The sequence below is a fragment of the Segatella intestinalis genome, assembly GCF_029348455.1.
Classification (GTDB): Bacteria; Bacteroidota; Bacteroidia; order Bacteroidales; family Bacteroidaceae; genus Prevotella.
In genome coordinates this window covers 18,507-42,877 of the sequence record NZ_JARJVV010000003.1, presented here as the reverse complement: position 1 = coordinate 42,877, position 24,371 = coordinate 18,507, and the positions used below count along the sequence as shown (strand labels likewise).

Genomic DNA, 24,371 nt, shown 5'->3' with positions numbered 1-24,371 from the left:
GGATTTAGTTAAAAAATACTGAATCCACCGCACGTTCACGTTAAAAAACTGAGGTTCACAACAAAAAACTGAGGTTCACTCCCATTGATTAGTTTTTACTTATTTTTGCAGTCGAAAGTAATAACCTATTTTATTAACTGCTTCCCTTTTTTATATTTATATTGTAATAAGATATATGAAAGTAAATATATTTAAAAGGTGTATAAGGAAAAGTGGAGCTTAAAACCTAAATTAATTATGAAAAAGAAGTTTTATCCTATGTTGCTCATAGCAGCCTTGAGCTTGTCGGCATGTACGGACGTAACTGAACCTACTGTCGATTATGGTGGAAACACATTTATCAATGACTACTCGGCACTGGTAGATGCAGTCAATAACTTAAACAAGACGCTGAAAGAGCGCTTTGATGCCCTCAACACATTGTTGAGAGACGGCATGGCAGACATTAAGTTGGCAGTAGATGCCAACACGGGTGCCATCACAGTATTGAGTGAGAATACAAAGAATGGTCTTAAAGACATCAACACATCTTTATTTAATGGTTTCGAAGCCTTAACCGCACAGTTGACCACACTCACAGGTCAGGTAACCGCACAGGGCGAAGCCATCGTATACGCCATGAACCAGAATGGCGAAATCTTGCGTCTCCAGATAGACACCACCGGTAAGCTTATCTCAGCACAAATCTTGGCTTCTGGCAATGCTCTTGTAGACGTTATCAACAACCAGGGCAACACCATGGCAGAGCGCATAGCAGCCTTGACAGCTGCCGTGAAGGGCGGATTTGCCGACATCAAGGTAGAGATCAACAACAACACTGGTGCCATCACAGCACAGGGCGAGAGCCTGAAAGCTGGTCTCAACACCATCAACACGACAATCTTCAATGGCTTTACAGCTATCAAGACCACAATAGATGAAAATGGCAACAAGATCGTGACCGCATTGAACGAAAATGCTGAAGTTCTACGCCTACAGATCGACACCACAGGCAAGCTCCTCAATGCTACCTTAATCGCAAAGGCTGATGCTATCATCAAGGCTATCAACGACCAGACAGCAAGCATGGAGTCTCGTTTCAATGCACTGACAACAGCTATAGAGACAGGTTTGGCAAACATCAAGGTGGAAATTGACAAGAATACAGGTGCCATCAAACTCCTCGATGACAATACTCAGGGTAGCTTAGGAAATCTCAATACCAGCTTGCTGAAGATAGATGCTACATTGATCGATGGCTTCACAGCTATCAAGACCACAATGAACGAAAATGGCGATAAGATTGTGACCGCTATGAACAAAAATGGAGAGGTTCTGCGCCTGCAGATTGACACCACTGGCAAGCTCCTCAATGCTACCATCGTAGCTAAGGCTGATGCCATCATCCAAGCAATCAACGACCAATCAAATAGTCTGGCTAAACGTCTCAATGCACTCACCTTAGCAGTACAGACTGGTCTCGCAGACATCAAGGTAGAAATTAACGAGAATACAGGTGCCATTAAGCTTCTTGAAGAGACCACTCAGGCAGGTCTTGCTCAGATCAACACTACGCTTGTTAATGGTTTCACCAAGCTGAATACCAAGATTGACAATCATGGCAAAAAGATCGTGACTGCTATTGGTAAAATGAGCGATACGTTCGAAGCACAGAGCAAACTGCTCCGCCTCACCATCGACGCCAACGGCTCACTCATCGCAGCACAGCTCAAGAGTAGCATCCTCGACCTCACAGCAGAGTTGAAGAGCCAAACTCTTACTCTGGGCAGCAAGATTGACGCCATCAACACCACCGTTGGTGCAGGACTGGCAAAGATTGAGGTAGTTAACGATAAGATTAATACCACGCTCGATCTCCGTCTCACATCAGTGGAGAACAAACTTGGAAGCAACAACTCTGCACTTGGCGATATCAAGACAGAACTCAGCAACCTTAAGACCGCCATCGACAACGTGAACACCAACATCACCACGGGCTACACAGCAGTAAAGGGTAGCATCGATGACATGACAGGACAACTCACCGTTAAGTTGAGTGACAACACAACAGCCATCGTCAACATGGAAAACGGCATGAAGAACCAGCTCATTGCTCTGAAGGAGATGATAGAGCAGCAGGGCGGCAAGATCGTTACAGCCATCGGTCAGAACGGTGACGTTATTGTGGCAGCAGTAAACCAACAGGGCGGCATTATCGGAACAGCCATCACCACACAGGGAAGCGAGATTAAGGGTTCTATCACAGGCTTGGAGAACGGCATAAAGAGTGCCATCACACAGCAGACAACCGACATGAACCTTGTCATCGCAGGAGTGGTTGATGCTATCACCGCACAGACCGCAGCTCTCAACACTGCTATCGCTAAAGGAGTTAGCAAGGTAGTAAAATCTAACACCAAGTTGCAGAATGCCCTTACTACAGCCATTAAAGAGCTGAAGGACAAGCAGGACGCCAACTCACAAGCCATGCTCAAGCAGTTGGAAAAGATGGCTGCCGACAACGGCATCTATCAGGATCCAGCCGACAAAACCTCTGTATACATGGAACCAGCGATGTGGGCAGCAGTATCAGCAGACCCAACTCTGAAGAAAATCATCTCAGACATGCTTGAGGTACAGAAGCCTACTATCCTGTGCTACGCCTACTATTCAGCTTATACAGGCACGGTACAGAACAACAACTTAATCAAGGTAAATACCGAGCAAGTTGTTTCAACAACAGAAGTTGTGGCAGGTACACTCCAACCCATGCAACTCGCCAACGGCAAGAAGGTTATCAGAATAGCCAAAGTGCCAGAGCAGATGAATTATAATATTACTTCAACCGTTAAGAACATCTTACACATCCTTTACGTGGATGCCAAAGGAAAGAATAGCCTCCCCTATGGAGGAGTCAGCAACATATTGCTTAACTTGACTACCTATAAAGATGGAGTCATCATGTCGGTTTTGAAGTGCAACTTTTACTTGCAAAATGATGCTGATGCAACAGGAACTCCATCTTTCGAGTATCCCGAATAAGTAAGAATCTGCAGAAAGAGCATGAATATCTCATGCCAATATGCTACCGCATTACAAATTCAAAGCAGTTACAATTATGAGAATAAAACGTTTAACCTTGGCAGTCGCCGTCTTAGCGACGGCTGCCACACTCCAAGCACAAACCTACAATGATACGGTGCGTACTCACACTTGGTCGGTTTACATCCAGGGAGGAGGAACTCTGTATCATGGCATGAGGGGTATGGACGATATAGCTAAAAGAAAGCACATCATGCCCTTCGGAGGTGTCGGAGTGAAATACAATATCAAGCCCTGGGTAAGACTGGGTTTGAACTTAGAGTACGACATGCTGAGGTCGACAGACAAGGGCATGCTCTCTACCACAACGAACAGGGATTATGAGATAAAAGATCCTTCTACAGGAAAAACCTATCCTACGACCTTGGAGACCAAGATGGACAGATTCCAGAACCGCTATACCATGCAGTACGCCATGGCAGACCTGAATGTAGACTTCAACATCATGGAGTTCTGGCACAACCGCAAGGCCCAGCAGCTCAATCTTTGGTTAGGAGTCGGTGTCGGTTATCTGCGCGGTTGGAGCCGCAACTCCACCACCTTCTCTTACCGAGAGATGGCTGTTGCCAAGGGTGAAGGCTACTACAATGTCTACACCCACGACTACATGAAGAGTCATGCCTTCAACGAACATGTTGACGCGATGTACATACCTGCCACCCTGTCGTTGGAATACGACCTCTCATCTCGCTGGACAGCAGGTGTATTCGGCAGATACAATTATCTGCCTCTCAACAAGGACTTGACTCCTAAGGGAATGTACAGTGCAGGAGTGGTTCTTCGCTTCAACTTCGTCAGCAAGGTGATGCCAAGCAACAAGGCCCGCTACTACAAGGCTCTGAGAGATCAGGCCGAAATGAAGGAAGCCTACGAAAAGCAATTGGCTGAAAAGCAGCGTGCATACGACGGATTGTCTGAGAGTCTGAAGGCTTGCCGCAAGGACAATGCCGAGTTGCAGTCATTGCTCGACGACTGCGAGAAGTCGAAGAAGGTGAAGTCTTACGAGGTATTCTTCACCGTAGACAAGACCAACATCACGACTCAGGAAAGACTTCGCTTGAAGAAGTTTATCAACACCCTGAAGGAACAGGGCGACTACAAGCTTACCATCATCGGTGAGGCTTCGTCGGACGGAGTTTCTTCAAAGAACTACAAACTCAGCGAGGGTCGTCTGAACAATGTTGTCAACTTCCTGAAGAAACAAGGCATCAAGGGCTTCGACATCAAGTTGGAGAAGGCCATTGGCGACAGCAACGGCTGTTCAAAGGAGGAATGCCGCAGAGTTTTGATTACTATTGAGTAATAATACAGGGTAAATCTTTTCTTTTAAGCCGCCACAGATAGCTTTAAGCTTCTGGGGCGGCTTTCTTTATGGGGAAGGAAGTTTCTTCTGGAACTCCTGAAGCAACTCCCCTATTGATCCTTCAGCCAGTCGCGGTCTTTTTCGTCTTCCGCAGTAAAGTTCTTATCGTCGAAGAGGCTTGTCTGTCCTGTCAGCTCATCGATAATCTGTTGCTGGCTCTTGCCGGCATCAGGGTCGAGGTTCTCGTCGGATGATTTTGCCTTTGTCCGGGACGACACTTTGCCGTCGGCAGCATCGCCATCGGCTGTCGTCTCATCGCCCTCGGCTGCATCGGCTGTATCTGCAGGCTCTGGGAAACGGGTCGGCTCTATTTCCTCTATAGAACCTATGTTCCAGGTAGAGAGTCGTTTTCCCTTAGCCTTGAAACTCTTCTGTGCGATAAACTGCTCGGCGTCGATTTCCTCGGCAGGACGCACAGCATCCACACCTCCATAAGTCACCTTGATACGAGGATAAACTGTATCGGTAAGGAGAATCAGCTTGCTGTTGACATTCTCGCCAAGGAAGTTCTGATGGCGCTTGGCAGCGTCCATGGTGAATCGCTTGATGTAAGGATAGCCTTCGTTGTCGGCATCATAGAGAACGGCAGTCCATATCTTATGCTCGTCCCACTTTTCCAGTCGCAGGATATTGTCCTCATAGTGGTTGTTGGGGTCGAAGTTGGTGATATAGAACTCGCCATTGTCGAGAACCACCAAGATATATTCATCGTCATTAAACTCGCCGAGGAAACGTCCGTTCTCGTCGTAATTGATACGGTTGACATCAGGATCGAACCACACCTTTCTTCCTCCCAAGGTACTGTGGCCATGACTCTTCAGACCAATGCGACGGATGGTTCGCCTGGTGAGCAGATTGCCCTTGGCGGCACGTCCCTTGATGATAATATCCGAAAAGTCTTTCTCGATAAAGATGCTCTGTCGCTTCTTCGAGAGGTCTGGATCCAGTGTTATCTTGATGATTTCAGCCTCACCGTTGGGGTTGGCCGTGAAATAGATGACCCGGCTTCCGGGCGTTCCCTGCGTGATGTCGTACATCTTGTCGCGTGTCATCGACGTCACGTTGAATCGCTTGATGAAGTATTCGCCCTGCTTGCCATCGCGATACACACAGTTGTAGATGGTTCGCTTATCGTTCTTCTTGAACACCTGCACATGGAGGATGTTCTTTCCCACGAAGATCTTGTCGGCCACCTTGGTCACCTTGAACTTTCCGTCCTTATAGAAGATGATGATATCGTCGAGGTCGGAGCAGTTGCACACCAACTCATCCTTCTTCAGTCCTGTACCCACGAATCCTTCCTGTCGGTTGATGTAGAGTTTCTGATTGGCCTCCACCACCTTGGTCACCTCGATGGTGTCGAAGTTTCTTATCTCGGTGCGTCGTGGATGCGCCTTGCCATACTTGGTCTTGAGATATTCAAACCAGTTGATGGTGACATCTGTCATGTGGGCGAGGTCGTTCTCTATCTCCGCCAGTTCGGCTTTGATTTTCAGCAAGAGGTCGTCGGCCTTGTCCTTATTATATTTCAGGATGCGCTGCATTTTGATTTCAAGGAGTTTCAGAATGTCCTCGCGCGTTATCTCTCTGTGGAATGCATACTCCACCTTGCCTTTTCCGTCGACTACGGCTGTGAAGAGCTTGTCCTTGAAAGGCTCCAGCTTCGAGGCGATAAAGGCCACAACCTCGTCCTGACTCTTGCTCTGCTCGAACTTGCGCTCCTTGTAGATGCGCTCCTCGATGAAGATACGCTCGAGCGAGGAGAAGAAGAGCTGCTCCTCCAGTTCACCCTTGCGCAGCATCAGCTCCTTGCGCAGCAGTCCCATGGTGCGGTCTACGCTGTGGCGCAGCACATCGCTCACGGTGAGGAAGCAAGGCTTGTTGTCCTCGATGACACAGCAGTTGGGCGAGATGTTGATCTCGCAGTCGCTGAAGGCATAGAGTGCGTCCATGGTCTTGTCGGAAGAGGTTCCGGGAGCCAGATGGACGAGGATTTCCACGTTGGCAGAGGTAACGTCCTCTATCTTTCTGGCCTTTATCTTTCCCTTCTCCACCGCCTTGGTGATGGAGTCGATGAGACTTCCGGTGGTCTTGCTGAAAGGAATCTCGGTGATGACAAGCGTCTTGTTGTCGAGCTTATCTATCTTGGCACGCACCTTCAGCACGCCTCCACGCTGTCCGTCGTTATACTTGCCCACATCGATGGCTCCACCCGTAGGGAAGTCGGGATAGATGGTGAAAGGCTCGCCCTTGAGATAGTGTACGGCAGCATCACAAAGCTCATTGAAGTTGTGTGGCAGCACCTTGCTGCTCAGACCTACGGCAATGCCCTCTGCTCCCTGTGCCAGCAGCAAGGGGAACTTGGCGGGGAGCGTAATAGGCTCCTTGTTGCGGCCGTCATAGGAGAGCTGCCAGTCGGTTGTTTTGGGATTAAACACCACGTCGAGCGCGAATTTGGACAGACGTGCCTCTATGTATCGTGAAGCCGCAGCACGGTCGCCGGTGAGGATATTTCCCCAGTTTCCCTGTGTGTCGATGAGCAGGTCTTTCTGTCCCATCTGTACGAGTGCGTCGCCGATAGAGGCGTCGCCATGCGGGTGAAACTGCATGGTGTGTCCCACGATATTCGCCACCTTGTTGTATCTTCCGTCGTCCATTCTCTTCATCGAGTGCAGTATGCGTCGCTGCACGGGCTTCAGTCCGTCCTCGATATGAGGCACGGCACGCTCGAGAATCACATAGGAGGCATAGTCGAGGAACCAGTTCTGGTACATTCCGCTAAGATGGCGCACCGCCGAAGCGTCAAACCTGTTGACAGGCTTGTAGTCGGAATGCTGTTCAGCCGCATCCAAATCTTGTGGCTCACCACCCTTCTGAAGTTCGTCTTTGTCTTTAATTTCGTCGCTCATAGATAGCTTTTAATACTTATTTTATATATTTTAGGCAAAAATACAAAGAAAATTCGAGAAAAAGGCGTATCTTTGCCGAAAATTTGAAAAATATAAGATTTCATCATGGCACAAGAAGATGTTTTTAAGAAGATTGTAAGCCATTGCAAAGAGTATGGCTTCGTGTTTCCAAGTAGCGAAATTTATGATGGTTTGGCAGCCGTTTACGACTATGGTCAGAACGGTGTCGAGCTGAAAAACAATATCAAGCAGTACTGGTGGCAGAGCATGGTATTGCTGCACGAGAACATTGTGGGTCTCGACGCAGCCATCTTTATGCACCCTACTGTTTGGAAGGCTTCAGGTCACGTGGATGCGTTCAATGATCCATTGATCGACAACCGCGACTCTAAGAAGCGTTATCGCGCCGATGTGCTCATCGAGGACCACATGGCCAAATACGAGGAGAAGATCGCCAAGGAGATCGCCAAGGCTAAGAAGCGCTTCGGCGACAGCTTCGACGAGGCTCAGTTCCGCGCCACCAATCCTCGCGTCTTGGAGAATCAGAAGAAGTTCGACGACCTTCATGCCCGCTACACCGAGGCCATGCAGGGTCCTAACCTCGAGATGCTGAAGCAGATCATCGAGGACGAGGGCATCGTATGCCCTATCAGCGGCACCAAGAACTGGACAGACGTTCGTCAGTTCAACCTGATGTTCTCTACCCAGATGGGTGCAGCGAGCGATGCTACCAGCAAGGTTTATCTGCGTCCTGAGACAGCCCAGGGTATCTTTGTCGACTACCTGAGCGTTCAGAAGACAGGCCGCATGAAGCTTCCTTTCGGTATCTGCCAGATAGGTAAGGCATTCCGCAACGAGGTTGTGGCTCGCCAGTTTGTATTCCGTATGCGCGAGTTCGAGCAGATGGAGATGCAGTTCTTCTGCCAGCCTGGCACCGAGATGAAGTGGTTTGAGTACTGGAAGAAGGTTCGTCTGGCATGGCACGAGGCACTCGGCATGGGCAACGAGAACTATCGCTACCACGACCACGAGAAGCTGGCTCACTATGCCAACGCTGCTACCGACATCGAGTTCAAGATGCCATTTGGCTTCAAGGAGGTAGAGGGCATTCACAGCCGTACCAACTTCGACCTTTCTCAGCACGAGAAGTTCAGCGGCCGCTCTATCAAGTACTTCGATCCTGAGAAGAACGAGAGCTACGTGCCTTACGATGTAGAGACCTCTATCGGCGTAGACCGAATGTTCCTCAGCGTGATGTGCCACTCTTACTGCGAGGAGAAGCTCGAGAACGGCGAGAGCCGCGTGGTTCTGAAGTTGCCTGAGGCATTGGCTCCTGTGAAGTGTGCCGTATTCCCACTCGACAAGAAGGACGGCCTGCCCGAGTTGGCTCACGAGATCGTTGACGAGCTGAAGTTCCACTTCAACACCCACTATGGCGATCCTAAGGACTCTATCGGCAAGCGCTACCGTCGTCAGGATGCCATCGGTACTCCGTTCTGTATCACCGTAGACCACGATACTCCTAACGACCACAAGGTTACTCTGCGTTATCGTGACACGATGAAGCAGGAGCGTGTTGCCATCAGCGAACTTCGCGGCATCATCGAGGACCGTGTGAGCATCACGAGCGTACTGAAGAAGCTTGGCAAGGAGATCAAGGACTTCTAAACGATAAAAAATCAAATACACATAGATGAATTTGAAGAATTTGAAATATCTGTTTCTGCTCATGATGTCGGCTCTTGTGCTGGCATCATGCAGCGAGACTGACGAAAACACCGACTCCGAGTACGACGACTGGCAGGCAAAGAACAAGACGGCTTTTGCCGAGATTCTTGTCAAGGCCAAGCAGGAGGGAGAAGCCAACGGATGGCACGTCTACCGCAATTGGAGTATGGAGAACCAGACGGGAAATACGGATCTCAACAACCAGCCTGTCACTCCTACCTTCAATGAGCAGGAAGACAACATCGTGGTGCAGGTGATGCAGCAGGGCGAAGGTTCTGCCGTGCGCCCTCTCTACACCGACTCGGTAATGGTCAGCTACAAGGGCATGCTGAAGAACGACTATGTCTTCGACCACAATTTCACCGGCGACTATGATGTCAACAAGGCTCAGACCAGCAATTTCATTGTGAAGGGCGTTGTCGACGGATTTGCCACTGCCCTGATGAAAATGACTCATATCGGCGACCACTGGATGGTTTACATGCCTTACACTCTCGGCTATGGTTCCAGCCAGAGCAGCAGTTTAACCATTCCTGCTTACTCAATGCTCAAATTCGAGATTGTGCTCAAGGGTTGGTACACCGATGGCAAATGGATTAAGAAATAATTCTATTCCTCCATACAGAAAGTCCTGTGCTTCTTCGGCACAGGACTTTTTATTATTTTATTATAAGGAGCTGAGTCCACCTGAAAAAGTCTATTTTACGAAAACCAGCTATTGATTATCAACAAGTCACAAAGACAAAAAATGTGAGTTTCTACTTTTTCAAGTGGACTCAGTTTAATGTTTAATTTCAAGCCCACAAAGCTGTTGTCTTAACTCCTTAAGAAAACTCCTTAAGAAAACTCCTGAAATCCGAATTCTAAAAATATGTTTCAAAGAATAAACAAGTGTATGTGTTCGCACACATTTGGGGCTTATAAGCAAAAAAAATGTTATTTTCACGCAAAAATATGCACAAAAGTATTGCAGATTTCGAGAATAGTAGTACCTTTGCACCAGAATTATAAGTTTTAGGTTTTTAGTTAGGTAATAGATTGTGATAGGTTATTAGTTTTAGGTAAACAAGAGATTGTTATTCAAGGACGACAGGTATTAGAATCTAAAGGTAAATAAGAGATTGTTATTCAAGGACGACGAAAAGTGAATGAAGTCAGGATATAGAAAAGAGTTTTCAAGATTCTCTTTTTCTTATCCGCTGAATTCAACCCAATAGATAGAGGTTTTGTTTAAAGGTGATAAGATCTTGTATTTTGGGATAAATAGAAATTTAACATTCAAATCATAAAAATGGCGATTCCTTTTAGGAGGGATCGCCATTTTCTCGCTTTGACTGTTCCTACATACTACTGGGCAGTTCAACAGAAAACAATAAATGGCAGTACAAACATTATGTTATATAGCAAAAAGACAGAATATCTGATGGAATCGATACGGGCAGGACGCTCCATGCACCGCGGTGAGAAACTGAACCTCATCGTAGGCTTGAGTATTCCCTCCATGCTGGCACAGATTTCCACCGTCATGATGTTCTTTATCGACGCCTCTATGGTGGGACATTTGGGTGCAGAGGCTTCAGCGAGCATCGGACTCATCGAGTCCACCACCTGGCTTATCGGCAGCCTGCTGAGTGCCTTTGCCACTGGTTTCTCAGTACAGGTAGCCCACTTCATCGGAGCCAACGACTTCGGCAAAGCCCGCCAGGTGTTTCGCCACTCGCTGCTCTGCGGCATCATCTTCAGCATCCTGATAGCCCTCATCGGCGTGGGCATTCATTCTCCCCTGCCCCACTGGTTGGGCGGAGGCGATGACATTGCCGACAAGTCATCGGCCTATTTCCTGGTCTACAGCCTCGTGCTGCCCTTTGTCTACCTGTACCACATGTCGGGCATGATGCTCAAGGCTGCAGGCAACATGCACACGCCCAGCGTCATGGCAATTCTGATCTGCCTGTGCGACGTCGTGTTCAACTACATCTTCATCTATGTGCTGCACATGGACGTGGTGGGCGCAGCCTTCGGAACCGCCCTGGCTTATGTCTGCATCTCGCTGCCCAACCTTTGGCAGGCAGCCTGCCACAACAAGATTCTCAACCTGCATCAGGACAAGATTCGCTTCAGCTGGGTACGCGAATACGTGCGCAATGCCTTCAAGATAAGCATTCCCTTGGCCATACAGAACATTCTGATGAGCGGTGCACAGATTGTCAGCACCATGATAGTGGCGCCATTGGGCAACATCGCCATTGCCGCCCACTCATTTGCCATCACCGCCGAGAGCCTGTGCTATATGCCTGGCTACGGAATAGGCGATGCCGCCACCACGCTCGTCGGTCAGACCCATGGCGCTGGCCGCATCGACTTGTGCCGCAATTTTGCCTACATGACGGTGGGTCTCGGCATGGGCGTAATGGCAGTGATGGGTGTTGTCATGTATATCTTTGCACCGGGCATGATGGCAGTACTCTCTCCCGTCGACGCCATCTGCGACTTAGGCACACGCTGTCTTCGCATAGAGGCTTTTGCCGAACCGTTCTTTGCTGCCAGCATCGTGACCTATTGTGTCTGCGTGGGAGCCGGCGACACCTTCAAGCCTGCCGCCATCAACCTGGGGACGATGTGGCTGGTGCGCCTCACCCTGGCTTACGCTCTCTCACAGCGCTATGGGCTGGAAGGTGTATGGATAGCCATGGCCACCGAACTGACTTTCCGCGGCATCCTGTTCCTCATCCGCCTCTATCGTGGCAGCTGGATGAACAGTTTTCTGAAAGCGAAGGGCTGAAAAACAGAACCTAATGTTAGGTTATGTTAGTGGAATGTTAGTTTAATGTTAAGAATGCAGGCATTTTGGGAAAAAACTTCCCAAATGCTTGCTTTGTCGTTAGAAATGTGCTACTTTTGCAGCATCAAGTTTATGAAAGAAGAATAAATACACATTATTATATATATAAACCAACATCAGCTATTATGAAACTTAAGAAGTTTTTTGCTGCAGCCATCGTGCTGCTTACTGCCGGACAGGCCATGGCTCAGATGATGCCACCTATCCCGGTAGACAAAGATGTGAGAATAGGCCATTTGGACAATGGTCTGACTTATTACATCCGACACAACAGTTTCCCTGAGCATGTAGCCAGCTTCTACATCGCACAGAAAGTAGGCTCTATCAACGAAAACGACGACCAGCGCGGTCTGGCTCACCTCTTGGAGCACCTCGCCTTCAATGGCTCTGAGCACTTCCAGGGCAACAGCCTCCAGGAATACCTACAGAGCATCGGTGTGGAATATGGCCGCAACCTCAATGCCTACACCTCTATTGAGAAAACCGTGTACTACTTCACCGACGTGCCCACCACACGCGTGTCGGCAGTAGACTCATGTATGCTCATCCTGAAAGACTGGAGCAACGGCATCTCTCTCACCAAGGAAGCCATCAACGACGAGCGCGACGTGGTGCACAACGAGTACCGTATGCGCATGGTGGGACAGCAGCGCATACTGGAGCGTGCCCTTCCTAAGCTCTACCCTGGCTGTAAGTATGGCTACCGCATGCCTATCGGACTGATGAGCGTCGTCGACGGCTGCGACCCAGAGACCCTTCGCGCCTATTACCGCAAGTGGTATCGCCCAGACAACCAGGCTATCATCATCGTCGGCGACGTGGACGTAGACCATATCGAGGCACAGATCAAGAAACTCTTCGGAGGCATCAAGGTGCCAGCCAACGCTGCCAAGGTAGTGCCCGTGGAAGTGCCCGACAACAACCAGGGCATCTACGTGGTAGACAAGGACAAAGAGCAGCAGATGGGCATCTTCCAGATCTTCATGAAGCACGAAGCCACCCCCGACTCACTGAAGAACGGTGTCGACTATCTGCTCAAAGGCTATATGGACAACATCTTTGCCAGCATGATGAATGCCCGCTTCAGCGAGAAATCGCAGGAGCCCGACTGCCCTTATCTGCAGGCAGGAACCAACATTGGCGACTATCTGCTCTCAAGCACCAAGGAGGCGCTCACTTCCTTCGGCGCTGCCAAGGACGGACAGATGAAGGAGGCTTATGCCGCCGTGATGCGCGAACTGAAGCGTGCACACGACTTCGGCTTCACTGCCACTGAGTATCAGCGTGCCAAGGATGAGTTTATGAGCCAGATGGAGAAGGCTTACACCAATCGCGACAAGATGAAGAACGAACAGTTCACCACTCAATATGTGGACAACTTCACCAGCAACGAGCCTATCCCTTCGGTAGAGGACGAATATCAGATCTATCAGATGCTGGTGCCTCACATCCCTGTAGAGGCTGTCAACCAGTACGCCAAGCAGTTGATTTGCGAAACCGACACCAACCTGGTGTCACTCGTCATGATGCGCGAGGCCGACGGTGCTGTTTATCCCACCGAGCAGGAGCTTGCCGACATCGTGAAGCAGGTGCGCGGCGAGAAGCTCGAGGCCTATGTGGACAATGTGAAGCAGGAGCCTCTCATCGCCCAGAAGCCTAAGGCGGGCAAGATCAAGAGCACAGCAGAAGACAAGAAGCTGGGATTCAAGACCCTCACCCTCTCCAACGGTGCCAAGGTGGTGCTGAAGAAGACCGACTACAAGGACAACGAGATACAGTTTGCTGCCACAGCCAACGTAGGTTACGCAGCACTCGACAAGGCCGACTACACCTTCGCCTTCATGGGCGGCATGCTGCTCAACGCCAGCGGTCTGGGCCAGTTCTCAAGCAACGACCTCGAGAAAGCCCTCGCAGGCAAGCAGGCAAGCGTGGCTTACACCATCACTCCTTTCAAGCATGGACTCTCAGGCAACTCTACTCCTAAGGACATCGAGACCCTCATGCAGCTCATCTACCTCAAGATGACAGCGCTGAGCAAGGACGAGAAATCGGCTGCCAACCTCCTGAGCACCATCAAGACCGCTCTTGCCAACCAGAGCAAGAACCCAGAGATGGTTTACCAGGATTCGCTGCAGAGCACCATCTACATGGGCAACAAGATGGCACGCATCCCTAAGACCGAAGACCTCGATGCTGTCAACTACGACCGCGTGCTCGAACTGGGCAAACAGATGTTCACCAATGCCAAGGACTTCACCTTCTTCTTCGTGGGCAACTACGACGAGGCCACTCTCCTGCCACTCATCGAGCAGTACATCGCCTCTATCCCAAGCAAGGGCGCCAAGCTGAAGAACAAGGCTATCCCTGTAGCTACAGGCGAGGTGAAGAACATCTTCACCAAGAGCATGGAGAACCCAATGTCGCAGGTGACCGAGATATGGTATGCCAAGACTCCTTACACCCTGCAGACAAGCGTGCTCGCCGACATCTCTGCACGATTGCTCCAGATGGACTATCTGCGCAACATACGCGAGAAGCTGAGTGCAGCCTACCATGCAGGAGCCGAGGCAAGCATGGAGCTCGACTGGGACGGACAGCTGGCACTCAGCCTGACCGGCAGCGCACAGCTCAACCCCGAGAAGCTCGACGAGGCTCTTCCTTACTTCTTCTCTGGCCTGAAGACTACCATAGAACAGCCTAACGCCAGCGATCTGCAGAAGATCAAGGAGATTCTGACCAAGCAGGCTTCGGTAGACGCCAAGACCAATGGCTACTGGACCGGCATCCTGCGCAACTATGTCATCAACGGCATCGACCTGCACACCGATTACGTGAAGACGGTAAGCAGCGTCGACGGCAAGGCTATAGGCGACTTCCTGAAGAATATCGTCCTCAAGCCAGGCAACCACCTGGAAGTCATCATGAAGGCTACCAAGGAAGAGGCTGGAAAATAAAAACTCAACAAACTTTTCAGAAATGGGAAGTTAAAGAAGTTAAAGCCATATGCTTTATAGCTAAATATTCTGCAAAAGCTGTTGGCTTTAACTTCTAACGACCGAAGGGAGTGATAACTTCTATAACTTCTCATCCCCAGAAAAAACAATAAAACCATAAAAGGTCCCGTCGCAGAACCAAGTTCTGTCAACGGGACCTTTTACGTTACACGGGAAACAACGTTCCCGGAATGTCAATTCTTTTTGTGTCTTTTTGAGAAAACAATCTCTCTTGGTTTTTAAGCTCTTCTTCTAACCTTGTTAGCGAGGGCTTCACGTCGGTCATGAAGAATCTGCTGACATTTGTCCTGTGCAAGATTCTCAATCTCTGCATTGACCTTAATTAAACTATAATCCATAACCTATTGCGATTTGTAATGATGCAAAGATATTACAAGCGAGCGCAATGAAAGTTTACTTTCAGATTGCCGAGCGCAGTATATCTTATGCAAAGATAAAGCATTCTGACTACAAGCACCACGAAAAAAGTGAGAAAAGAACACTAAAAACCTCATTTTTTGACATAAATCAAGGAGAAATAGGGAAAAACCTACAAAAAATATCCATTTCCCTTTCTCCATCTGCGCTTTTTTTGCGATATTTGCACCCGAAAAAGCATAAACTCCACACTGGGCTTCCGAACACAAGAGATTCAGAGGTCCAAAGAGAGAGAAAAAGGAGTTCTTCAACTTGAAAACATCAAAAAAGTATCAACAAAAATGAAGAAAGTATTCATGATGGTTGCCCTTGTGCTGGCATGCACCACAGGCAGCCTTGCCAACGAGACATGCGCCGAGAGCGCCACAACATCCGAAATGAGCTGCCTTCCTGCCAAGAAATCAACCAAGAAAAAGAAGGCTACTACTAAGAAGAAGTCTACCACCACTGCCAAGAAGACTTCCTCCAAATCTTCAACATCGACCGCAACAACAGCTTCCACAGCCACGACAGACTCTTCCAAGACACATTCTGCCGACACTGTCAATACCAAGGCTTCTGCCGTAGGAGTATTAGCAGGACTCTTGGGCTATGCTGGCGGAAACAGCAGCAACAGCACAGGCTCCACCACAAGCAAGATGGGAAGCATCGTGGGAAGCATTCTCGACAACGTGATTGGCTCAACCACATTCAAGAAAGCCGACCTCTGTGCCCACACATGGAAATATAAATCGCCTGGCTGCGCCTTTACCTCAGAGAACCTGTTGGCGAAAGCGGGTGGCGAAATCGCTGCCAAGAAGGTGGAGGAAAAGTTAAGCACCTATTATCAGAAAGCTGGATTCAGCAGTTCGAACACTTATTTCAAGTTCAACGATGACGGCACCTTCAATGCCAAGATAGACGGAAAGTCATGGAGCGGCACTTACACCTTCGATGAGAAGACTCACGCCATCGACCTGAAAGGCCGTCTGCTGCTCAGCCTCAATGGTTTCGCCACCAAGAACTCATCTGGCATCAGCATTCTCTTCGAGTCGAAGAAACTGCTTACCATCATCCAGACGCTGACTGCCCTGAGCGGCAACACCACTCTCGGTACTATCGGCGAAATCTCCAAAAACTATGATGGCATCCGCGTTGGTTTCGATCTCAGCAAGTAAAAGGAGCGAAAGTAAGATTGATTATTGGATCAAGAATCGGAGAATCGGAGATTCAAAGTCACAATCCACTTGGTCACATATTTCTCTAATTCTCTAATTCTTGATTAAAATGATTTCATTTATTCATTGACCACTTCGACCTGCATCACGACGTCCTCTTTGGGACGGTCATCGCGAAGAGTCTCGCAATTCTGAATCTTCTCCACGACCTCGAGGCCCTCTACCACTTCACCAAACACGGTGTACTGTCCGTCGAGGAAAGGCGTACCGCCCAACTCGGTGTAAGCCTTGGTCTGCTCATCGGTAAACTTGGGATAGCCTTGTTCCCTGCAGCGCTTGCGAGTCTCGTCGGCAAGCTCGTCCTGGAGTTTCATCAGTCCCTCACGGTCACGGCTGCGGCGCAGGTTCATGATTTCATCGTGATGCTCGCGGGTCAACTCGTTGAAGACATTCTGCTCGGCCTGCATCGCCATCTGTTTCTCCATCTGGCGCAGCTCGTTCTGTCGATAAGTCTTACCCCACACGATGTAGAACTGGCTTCCGCTGCTCTCGCGCTGTGGGTTCACCTCGTCGCCCAAGCGGGCAGCACTCAGGGCGCCACGCTTATGAAACAGGCGTGGACAGTCTATCTCGGCAGGAATCGTATAGTCGGGGCCGCCCGTTCCCAACATCTTTCCCTTGGGAGCGTTCTTGCTGTCGGGGTCGCCGCCCTGAATCATAAAGTCCTTGATGACACGATGAAAAAGTGTGCCGTCGAAGTATCCTTCCTTAGCCAATTTTATAAAGTTGTCACGATGACGAGGAGTCTCGTCGTAGAGGTGCACGATGATGTCGCCCTCTGTAGTCTTGATTTTTACTGTTGACATATTTGAATTCGATGATAATTAAATCAACTTTTGATAATGAAGAAGTAAAAGAACTAAAAAATTTCAATTACTTATAATATTCCTCCCACTGCTTCATCGCCTCTTTCCAGTCTGTCTGCTCTCCCTCAGCGATGGCCTGCTGCTCGCGTTCAGCCTCATCGCGGGCCTTGTCGCGCGCACGTTTCGCCTTCATAGCCTCAATAGTGGCATCGTCGAGGATCACGATAGCTCCTCGCTTGATGGCGTCTTGCAACTCCTGCTCACCGAAGGCTTTGCCCGGCTCATTGAAGTCGGAGATATTAAACTCGTAGTCGACACGCAGGTCGTGACGTATCTGTTTCTGCTGCAGTCGGTTTCCCGCATTCTTGAGGCGCAGCAACTTTCCTATCTGGCTGATTTCAGCCTGTGAGTATTTATTTCTTCCCATAAATCTTACTTTTCTTCTGCAAAGATAATGCAAATGAGCGCAATGAAAACTTGTTTTCAAATTGCCGAGTGCAGTTTTTCTTCTGCAAAGATAATGGAAAACGAGCGCAAAACATCAAGTTTGCTTGATTTTTTTGCCGAAATGCAGCTAATTTTCTGCAAAGATTCACCATTTTTTGCCACACTGCATCCTTATCAAATCTGAAGATACCAGACTTTTATCACGATTGCCATTTCCCCGTCATCCTATTTTTGTAAGGTTTTTAGACATTCCCGACAAGATATCCGCCCCACCCAACTGCACCCACTGATAAGCAACAGCTTTGTCACGACAAAGCTCCAAGACGAAAAACAGCTCCACCGCCTCGGAAGTTTGACCGATGAAACCGCTAAAAATAGATTTCCAGCCATTTTCTCGCACTCTTTCCCTACCATTCCAAGAACAAAAAAAATGATATTCACAAAACTTCACAACAAGTATTCTCCATCCACACACATCAACAAGAAATGTTGTTATATTTTACCAGAAGTCCTAATCTTGTCATTTTTGTCAAAGTCATTTTTGTCATTTTCGATTTTGAAAATGAAAAAATGTTCTATAAAGAATATATATAAATATATATATATTTATATATATTCTTTATAGAGGAGAAAAAGTGTTTTGCTTTTTGAAAATGACAAAAATGACTTTGACAAAAATGACACACTTTCCCTCTTATGATGGCTTACATTTAATAGTTTTATAACTGCTTAATAATCAGTATAAATAGCAAAAATATGGGTACTTTTTAGCACAAAGTCCGAACAAACTATTGCAAAAAGTTGCTTTTTGTTGTATCTTTGCAGAAGAAAACCTGCACTCGGCAATTTGAAAACAAGCTTTCATTGCGCTCGTTTGCATTTTCTTTGCAGAAGAAAACCTGCACTCGGCAATTTGAAAGCAAGCTTTCATTGCGCTCGTTTGCATTTTCTTTGCATCGTCAACCAAAGGAAGTGTGACAAGAGCCTCTCAGGGGGCATCTATTACGACCAAGGTCGGTCACAATAGACGACCAACGCCGGTCATCTATTAAGCCCCCAAAAGAGCACTACTCCAAGGCCGACAGACGACATCGGGCAACCAACAAGACACCGTCACAAGGGCTGTAACAAATGCCCCAACTATTTCTTAAGATCCGCCTCTCCCGCAGACAAAGGCCCGGCCACCAGAATCGGGGAAACAACAGGACGGACACAACATATAAACCATCATTTAACTGTTATTTTTTAGTCATTAGTCATTAGTCATTAGTCATTTTCGCTTTTCTAAGTACAAGAACTTGAAACTATTTTGCTTGCAGTAGCCTCTTGTCATCATACAGGAACAGGACGATTACGACACAAACTGCGATTACATGACAGACTGCGATTACGACAGGAAACAATTCCGCCCGACATGGGCACAGCTGAGGATCAACCGTAAGCCTATATCGGGCGAAACGAGAAAAAGACGAAAAATATTAAAGCGAAACCAAAATAGACTATTTTGCTTTCACTTTGTCAACTATAACGAGTAAAATAGTTTCTTATTGAAAGTAAATTAAAAATCTAATAACAAAAAGTAAGTTTTTATCGTTAAATAACTACCAAAATGTTGTAATTTTGCAGTCGTAAACATACATATTGTTATCGTTTCATAAAAGAAATAGAACAAATAGTTACAAATCTATAATAATAGGAGAGATTAGTTATGAAAAAGATTGAAGCAATCATCCGTAAGACCAAGTTCGAGGATGTGAAGGAAGCATTGCTTGCAGCCGACATCGAGTGGTTCTCTTACTACGATGTACGTGGCGAAGGTAAAATGCGACAGGCACGCATCTATCGTGGTGTAATGTACGACACGAGCAGCATCGAGCGCGTATTGTTGAATATCGTTGTACGAGACAAAAACGTAGAGAAAACTATCAATGCCATCCAAGAGGCTGCCCGCACAGGCGAGATTGGTGATGGTCGTATCTTTGTCATCCCTGTAGAGGACACTATCCGTATCCGTACAGGCGAGCGAGGCGACATCGCCCTCTATAATGCCGAGCAGGAGAAATAGTGATTCATATTTAATGTTTAGTGTTTACTTGTAAGGACTACATTACAAACAAAGGACAACACAAGTACTTCAAACGAAGGCAAGGCATTAAACGTTTTCTTAAAGTTTTTAATTAATCTTGTGTAGTGAGGGCGAAAGCCCGACAAGACAACAGTCACTACACACTAAACAGTAAAAAGATTATGAGTGTACAGGATTTAGGAATTTCATTAGATACCGTGTGGATGCTGTTGGCAGCCATGTTGGTCTTTTTCATGCAGCCGGGCTTTGCCCTCTGCGAGGCGGGCTTCACCCGTAGTAAAAACACCGCGAACATCTTGTTCAAGAACTTCGTCGACTTCATGGTCGGTTCGGTTCTCTTCTGGTTCGTAGGTTTCGGATTTATGTTTGGCAGCGACGGAGCTGGCTTCATCGGAATGCCCAACTTTGGCGACCTCACCTTCTATAAAGGCGACTTACCAGTAGAGGGCTTCCTGATGTTCGAGACCGTATTCTGCGCCACCAGCGCCACCATCGTGTCAGGAGCTATGGCAGAACGTACCAAGTTCTCCATGTACTGCATTTATTCATTCTTCATCTCATTGATTATCTACCCTGTCGAGGGTCACTGGACATGGGGTGGCGGCTGGCTTTGCAACGCTGACACAGGCTCATTCATGATGAACACCTTTGGTGCTGCCTTCCACGACTTCGCAGGTTCTGCCATTGTTCACAGCGTAGGTGGTGTATTGGCATTTGTAGGTGCCATCTGCCTTGGCCCTCGTCTGGGCAAGTATCGCAACGGCAAGAGCACTGCCATCCCTGGTCACAACCTCATGGCTGCTGCCCTCGGTGTATTCGTCCTCTGGTTCGGATGGTTCGGATTCAACCCTGGTTCTCAGCTCGCTGCTTCTGGCGAAGTAAACCGCGTAGCCATCAGCCACGTGTTCCTGACAACCAACCTCGCAGCCGTATGCGGTGGCCTTGGAACCATGTTCACCTCTTGGATCAAGTATGGCAAGCCTTCATTCTCACTGACTCTGAACGGTATCTTGGCAGGTTTGGTAGCCATCACTGCAGGTTGCGACTTGGTTAGCCCATTGGGTGCAGCCATCATCGGTCTCTTGGCAGGTATCATCCTCGTGTTCTCTATCGAGTTTATCGATACCAAACTCCACATCGACGACCCTGTAGGTGCAAGTTCAGTACACGGCGTATGCGGTATCTTCGGTACAGTGATGACAGGTCTCTTCGCCATCGACGGCGGCGCCTTCTACGGCGATGGCTTCGGATTCTTCGGTGCACAGTGCTTCGGTATCATCACCATCGACATTTGGGCAGCCGTAACAGGTATCATCCTCTTCTGGGGCATCAAGAAGATTGCCGGTCTGCGTGTTGACAAGCGAATCGAGGAAGAAGGTCTCGATATCTACGAGCACGGCGAGAGCTGCTACAACTAATCTGTGGCAACTGGAGTATACAAGAAAAAAAATAAAGATTGGGCAGCTGCTGCGATCAACAGAAGATGAGCAGCTGCCACAACCTTAGGAAACTGAGTATTAACACATAAAAAAGAATGAGTATGAAAAGTTTGAAGAAGATTGGATTGTTGGCACTCACATTGGCAGCATGCGCCACGGGTGCACAGGCACAGGATAAGATTGAGGCAAATGTAGCTGCCGATGTTGTAAGCCAGTACATCTGGCGTGGTCAGGAATGTGGACAGGTGTCATTGCAGCCTACACTCGGACTGAGCTGGAAAGGTCTCTCGCTCACAGCATGGGGAAGCGTAGGACTCTCCAAATGGGAAGACACCAAGGAGTTCGACCTCACCCTGGCTTATCAGACAGGCGGTTTCCACATCGGTGTGACAGACTACTATTTCAACACAGAGGGCGAACGCTACTTCCTCTACGATGCCCACAAGACAGCCCATACATTCGAGGCTAACGTAGGTTATGACTTCGGTCCTGTAGCGCTCAACTGGTACACCAACTTTGCAGGTCATGACGGTCTGAACAAAGACGGCGACCGCGCTTATTCTTCCTATGTGGAAGCCACAGTGCCATTCCGTCTCGCTGGTCTTGACTGGCAGGGCACTTTAGGCGCTGTTCCTTATGCCACAGACTATTATTCAGACGCCTCTGGATTCGCTGTAACCAACGTGGCCGTAAAGGCAACCAAGGACTTGAAGATTACAGACAGCTTCTCAGTTCCCGTCTTTGCCCAGGTGGCAGCCAACCCAAGTTCACAGAAGGCTTACTTTGTGGTAGGCTTCACTCTCCAGCCATAATGAAAAACGCATATTGGGTTTTTAAGTTATTTCTTGATTAAATCACAAAGCCTTCACACCTTTGAAGGCAATGGTAAAGATGCCGATAGTTCCCCCCGAACTGTCGGCATCTGTTTTTTAAGACTCTTTGATTTTTCTCTTATTTTTTAAGTAAACTTTCAAATTGTAATATACAAGCAACAGAATGCTTACAATATGAAAGCAAGACAACAATAATAGCTTCAAGATTAAAACAAAGCATACAAAACCAACACAAATTGCAAGTAAACCTTTCTTTAATATATCAAATTGTAGTAATTTTGCACCCAATACTTAGCAAAGTGTTACAAATAACCGTAAAAGAAAGGAAAAGCTATTATGTGTGGAATCGTATCTATCTTCAACATTCAGGAGCAAACTCCCGAACTGCGACAGCAAGCACTGCGCATGAGTCAGAAAATCCGCCATCGCGGACCAGACTGGAGCGGCATCTACTGCGGTGGTTCAGCCATCCTGGCTCATGAGCGCCTGAGTATCGTAGACCCAGAAAGCGGTCGACAGCCCCTCTTCTCACCCGACAAGAAACAAGTACTTGCCGTAAACGGCGAGATCTACAATCATCAGGACATCCGCTCACGGTTTGCCGGACACTATCAATATCAGACAGGCAGCGACTGCGAGGTGATTCTGTCGCTCTATCGCGAGATGCGTGCCGACACCGACTTCGCCACACTGATCTTTCAAGGCGAGGACGCCGTACATGCACGCATCTGCCAGATGCTCGAAGAGCTGAACGGCATCTTTGCCTTCGCCCTCTACGACGCAGAGCACGACGAGTTTCTGATTGCACGCGACCCCATCGGCGTGATTCCACTCTATATCGGCTACGACAACGACGGCAAGGTGATGGTGGCTTCCGAACTCAAGGCACTCGAAGGACAGTGCGACCACTACGAGCCTTTCCTCCCAGGACATTATTACTACAGCAAGACTCCAGGCATGAAGCGCTACTACACACGCGACTGGTTTGAGTATGCTTCCATGCAAAAGAAATACAACATCGACGACAGCAAGAAAGCTGCCGAACAGCTGGCAGAGGCTGCACCACAGGAGCAGGCTGCCGTCGAACAGATACACGACGCACTCGAGGCTTCGGTGAAGCGACAGCTGATGAGCGACGTGCCCTACGGAGTGCTGCTCAGCGGCGGACTCGACTCTTCAGTCATCTCGGCCGTTGCCGAGAAATTCTCTGCCATACGTGTAGAGAACGGAGGCGAGACACAAGCCTACTGGCCACGGTTGCACTCCTTCGCCGTAGGACTGAAGGGCGCTCCCGACCTGGCTAAAGCCCGATTGGTGGCAGAGCACATCGGAACCGTGCATCACGAAATCAACTACACCATACAGGAAGGACTCGATGCCATCCGCGACGTCATCTACTTCATCGAGACTTACGACGTCACCACCGTGCGCGCCTCTACACCTATGTATCTGCTGGCACGCGTCATCCGAAGCATGGGTATCAAGATGGTGCTTTCGGGCGAGGGAGCCGACGAGGTGTTTGGCGGCTATCTCTACTTCCACAAAGCACCCGACGCCAAGGCCTTCCACGAGGAAACCGTCCGCAAGCTTGGCAAACTCTATCTCTACGACTGTCTGAGAGCCAACAAAAGTCTGGCAGCCTGGGGCATCGAGGGCCGTGTGCCCTTCCTCGACAAGGAGTTCCTCGACGTGGCCATGGGCATGAACCCCGTGCTGAAGATGTGTCCCGACAAGACCATCGAGAAGAAAGTAGTACGCGATGCTTTTGCCGACTTGCTGCCCGAAGAGGTGGCATGGCGACAGAAAGAGCAGTTCTCCGACGGTGTGGGCTATTCGTGGATAGACACGCTGAAACAAATCACCGCCTCGGCAGTCAGCGACGAGCAGATGGCTCATGCCGCCGAGCGATTCCCCATCAACCCTCCACAGAACAAGGAGGAATACTACTATCGCTCTATCTTCGCCGAGCATTTCCCCAGCGACAGCGCTGCCCGCAGCGTGCCCAGCGTGCCCAGTGTGGCTTGCTCTACCGCCGAAGCACTGGCATGGGACGCCTCATTCAAGAACCAGAACGACCCCAGCGGACGAGCTGTAGCCGGAGTTCACGAACAGGCGTATAAATAAGTGAAGAGTGAAGAACGAAGAATTCAAATGCTCAATGGCATAAGCCTGATTCATCATTCAATCAC

The 24,371-nt window shown here is 48.7% G+C and carries 15 protein-coding genes; 12 read left to right on the top strand and 3 right to left on the bottom strand.

Annotated elements, in window-relative coordinates; genetic code table 11:
• The first annotated feature begins 237 nt into the window (after window positions 1-237).
• A complete protein-coding gene (locus P3T48_RS02350) occupies window positions 238-3,021 on the top strand; it encodes a hypothetical protein (RefSeq protein WP_276505482.1) in 2,784 nt (927 codons plus the stop codon).
• 76 nt (window positions 3,022-3,097) lie between these two features.
• Window positions 3,098-4,384, top strand: coding sequence for an OmpA family protein (locus P3T48_RS02345; RefSeq protein WP_276505481.1), 1,287 nt, complete (start codon window positions 3,098-3,100; stop codon window positions 4,382-4,384).
• Between the two features lie 110 nt (window positions 4,385-4,494).
• Here the strand turns inward: P3T48_RS02345 and P3T48_RS02340 are convergent, their stop codons facing one another.
• A complete protein-coding gene (locus P3T48_RS02340; protein ID WP_276505480.1) occupies window positions 4,495-7,353 on the bottom strand; it encodes a DNA gyrase/topoisomerase IV subunit A in 2,859 nt (952 codons plus the stop codon).
• Between the two features lie 105 nt (window positions 7,354-7,458).
• On the opposite strand from P3T48_RS02340, the gene P3T48_RS02335 reads away from it, so the two are divergent.
• The 5 genes from P3T48_RS02335 (at window position 7,459) to P3T48_RS02315 (ending at window position 16,511) form a co-directional block, all read left to right on the top strand.
• Window positions 7,459-9,021: a glycine--tRNA ligase gene (locus P3T48_RS02335; RefSeq protein ID WP_158464033.1), complete on the top strand. Its 1,563-nt coding sequence runs from the start codon at window positions 7,459-7,461 to the stop codon at window positions 9,019-9,021.
• A 25-nt stretch (window positions 9,022-9,046) separates the two neighbouring features.
• Window positions 9,047-9,688 carry a BamJ family beta-barrel-assembly machinery protein gene (gene bamJ / locus P3T48_RS02330; RefSeq protein ID WP_217758389.1) on the top strand — a complete coding sequence of 214 codons (642 nt, stop codon included), beginning with the start codon at window positions 9,047-9,049 and terminating at the stop codon, window positions 9,686-9,688.
• Window positions 9,689-10,474: 786 nt separating this feature from the next.
• Complete coding sequence (locus P3T48_RS02325; protein WP_276505479.1) at window positions 10,475-11,863, top strand: MATE family efflux transporter; 1,389 nt, start codon at window positions 10,475-10,477, stop codon at window positions 11,861-11,863.
• A 185-nt stretch (window positions 11,864-12,048) separates the two neighbouring features.
• A complete protein-coding gene (locus P3T48_RS02320; protein ID WP_276505478.1) occupies window positions 12,049-14,877 on the top strand; it encodes a M16 family metallopeptidase in 2,829 nt (942 codons plus the stop codon).
• Between the two features lie 758 nt (window positions 14,878-15,635).
• Complete coding sequence (locus tag P3T48_RS02315) at window positions 15,636-16,511, top strand: DUF4923 family protein (RefSeq protein ID WP_276505477.1); 876 nt, start codon at window positions 15,636-15,638, stop codon at window positions 16,509-16,511.
• 119 nt (window positions 16,512-16,630) lie between these two features.
• Here the strand turns inward: P3T48_RS02315 and P3T48_RS02310 are convergent, their stop codons facing one another.
• On the bottom strand, window positions 16,631-17,377 hold the full coding sequence (locus P3T48_RS02310) for a peptidylprolyl isomerase (protein ID WP_276505476.1): 747 nt from the start codon (window positions 17,375-17,377) through the stop codon (window positions 16,631-16,633).
• Window positions 17,378-17,444: 67 nt separating this feature from the next.
• On the bottom strand, window positions 17,445-17,804 hold the full coding sequence (locus P3T48_RS02305) for a hypothetical protein (protein ID WP_022252980.1): 360 nt from the start codon (window positions 17,802-17,804) through the stop codon (window positions 17,445-17,447).
• Window positions 17,805-17,837: 33 nt separating this feature from the next.
• Here P3T48_RS02305 and P3T48_RS02300 point away from each other — a divergent pair, with 33 nt between their 5' ends.
• The 5 genes from P3T48_RS02300 to asnB all read left to right on the top strand — a co-directional run bounded on the left by P3T48_RS02300 (window position 17,838) and on the right by asnB (window position 24,306).
• Window positions 17,838-18,008, top strand: a complete 171-nt coding sequence (locus P3T48_RS02300) for a hypothetical protein (RefSeq protein WP_276505475.1) — start codon at window positions 17,838-17,840, stop codon at window positions 18,006-18,008.
• 1,524 nt (window positions 18,009-19,532) lie between these two features.
• Complete coding sequence (locus P3T48_RS02295) at window positions 19,533-19,889, top strand: P-II family nitrogen regulator (RefSeq protein ID WP_022252389.1); 357 nt, start codon at window positions 19,533-19,535, stop codon at window positions 19,887-19,889.
• A gap of 182 nt (window positions 19,890-20,071) precedes the next feature.
• Entirely contained in the window at window positions 20,072-21,328 is a 1,257-nt protein-coding gene (locus P3T48_RS02290) for an ammonium transporter (protein ID WP_276505474.1), read from the top strand.
• Between the two features lie 116 nt (window positions 21,329-21,444).
• Window positions 21,445-22,161 carry a hypothetical protein gene (locus tag P3T48_RS02285; protein ID WP_443217156.1) on the top strand — a complete coding sequence of 239 codons (717 nt, stop codon included), beginning with the start codon at window positions 21,445-21,447 and terminating at the stop codon, window positions 22,159-22,161.
• 357 nt (window positions 22,162-22,518) lie between these two features.
• Complete coding sequence (gene asnB / locus P3T48_RS02280; protein WP_276505473.1) at window positions 22,519-24,306, top strand: asparagine synthase B; 1,788 nt, start codon at window positions 22,519-22,521, stop codon at window positions 24,304-24,306.
• Window positions 24,307-24,371 lie beyond the last annotated feature (65 nt).

Coding starts and splice junctions, on each gene's coding strand:
- P3T48_RS02340 (WP_276505480.1), bottom strand. CDS start 7,353: ATGAGCGACGAAATTAAAGACAAAGACGAACTTCAGAAGGGTGGTGAG.
- P3T48_RS02290 (WP_276505474.1), top strand. CDS start 20,072: ATGAGTGTACAGGATTTAGGAATTTCATTAGATACCGTGTGGATGCTG.
- P3T48_RS02325 (WP_276505479.1), top strand. CDS start 10,475: ATGTTATATAGCAAAAAGACAGAATATCTGATGGAATCGATACGGGCA.
- bamJ (WP_217758389.1), top strand. CDS start 9,047: ATGAATTTGAAGAATTTGAAATATCTGTTTCTGCTCATGATGTCGGCT.
- P3T48_RS02300 (WP_276505475.1), top strand. CDS start 17,838: ATGAGCGCAATGAAAACTTGTTTTCAAATTGCCGAGTGCAGTTTTTCT.
- P3T48_RS02315 (WP_276505477.1), top strand. CDS start 15,636: ATGAAGAAAGTATTCATGATGGTTGCCCTTGTGCTGGCATGCACCACA.
- P3T48_RS02310 (WP_276505476.1), bottom strand. CDS start 17,377: ATGTCAACAGTAAAAATCAAGACTACAGAGGGCGACATCATCGTGCAC.
- P3T48_RS02350 (WP_276505482.1), top strand. CDS start 238: ATGAAAAAGAAGTTTTATCCTATGTTGCTCATAGCAGCCTTGAGCTTG.
- P3T48_RS02305 (WP_022252980.1), bottom strand. CDS start 17,804: ATGGGAAGAAATAAATACTCACAGGCTGAAATCAGCCAGATAGGAAAG.
- P3T48_RS02320 (WP_276505478.1), top strand. CDS start 12,049: ATGAAACTTAAGAAGTTTTTTGCTGCAGCCATCGTGCTGCTTACTGCC.
- P3T48_RS02335 (WP_158464033.1), top strand. CDS start 7,459: ATGGCACAAGAAGATGTTTTTAAGAAGATTGTAAGCCATTGCAAAGAG.
- P3T48_RS02285 (WP_443217156.1), top strand. CDS start 21,445: ATGAGTATGAAAAGTTTGAAGAAGATTGGATTGTTGGCACTCACATTG.
- P3T48_RS02295 (WP_022252389.1), top strand. CDS start 19,533: ATGAAAAAGATTGAAGCAATCATCCGTAAGACCAAGTTCGAGGATGTG.
- asnB (WP_276505473.1), top strand. CDS start 22,519: ATGTGTGGAATCGTATCTATCTTCAACATTCAGGAGCAAACTCCCGAA.
- P3T48_RS02345 (WP_276505481.1), top strand. CDS start 3,098: ATGAGAATAAAACGTTTAACCTTGGCAGTCGCCGTCTTAGCGACGGCT.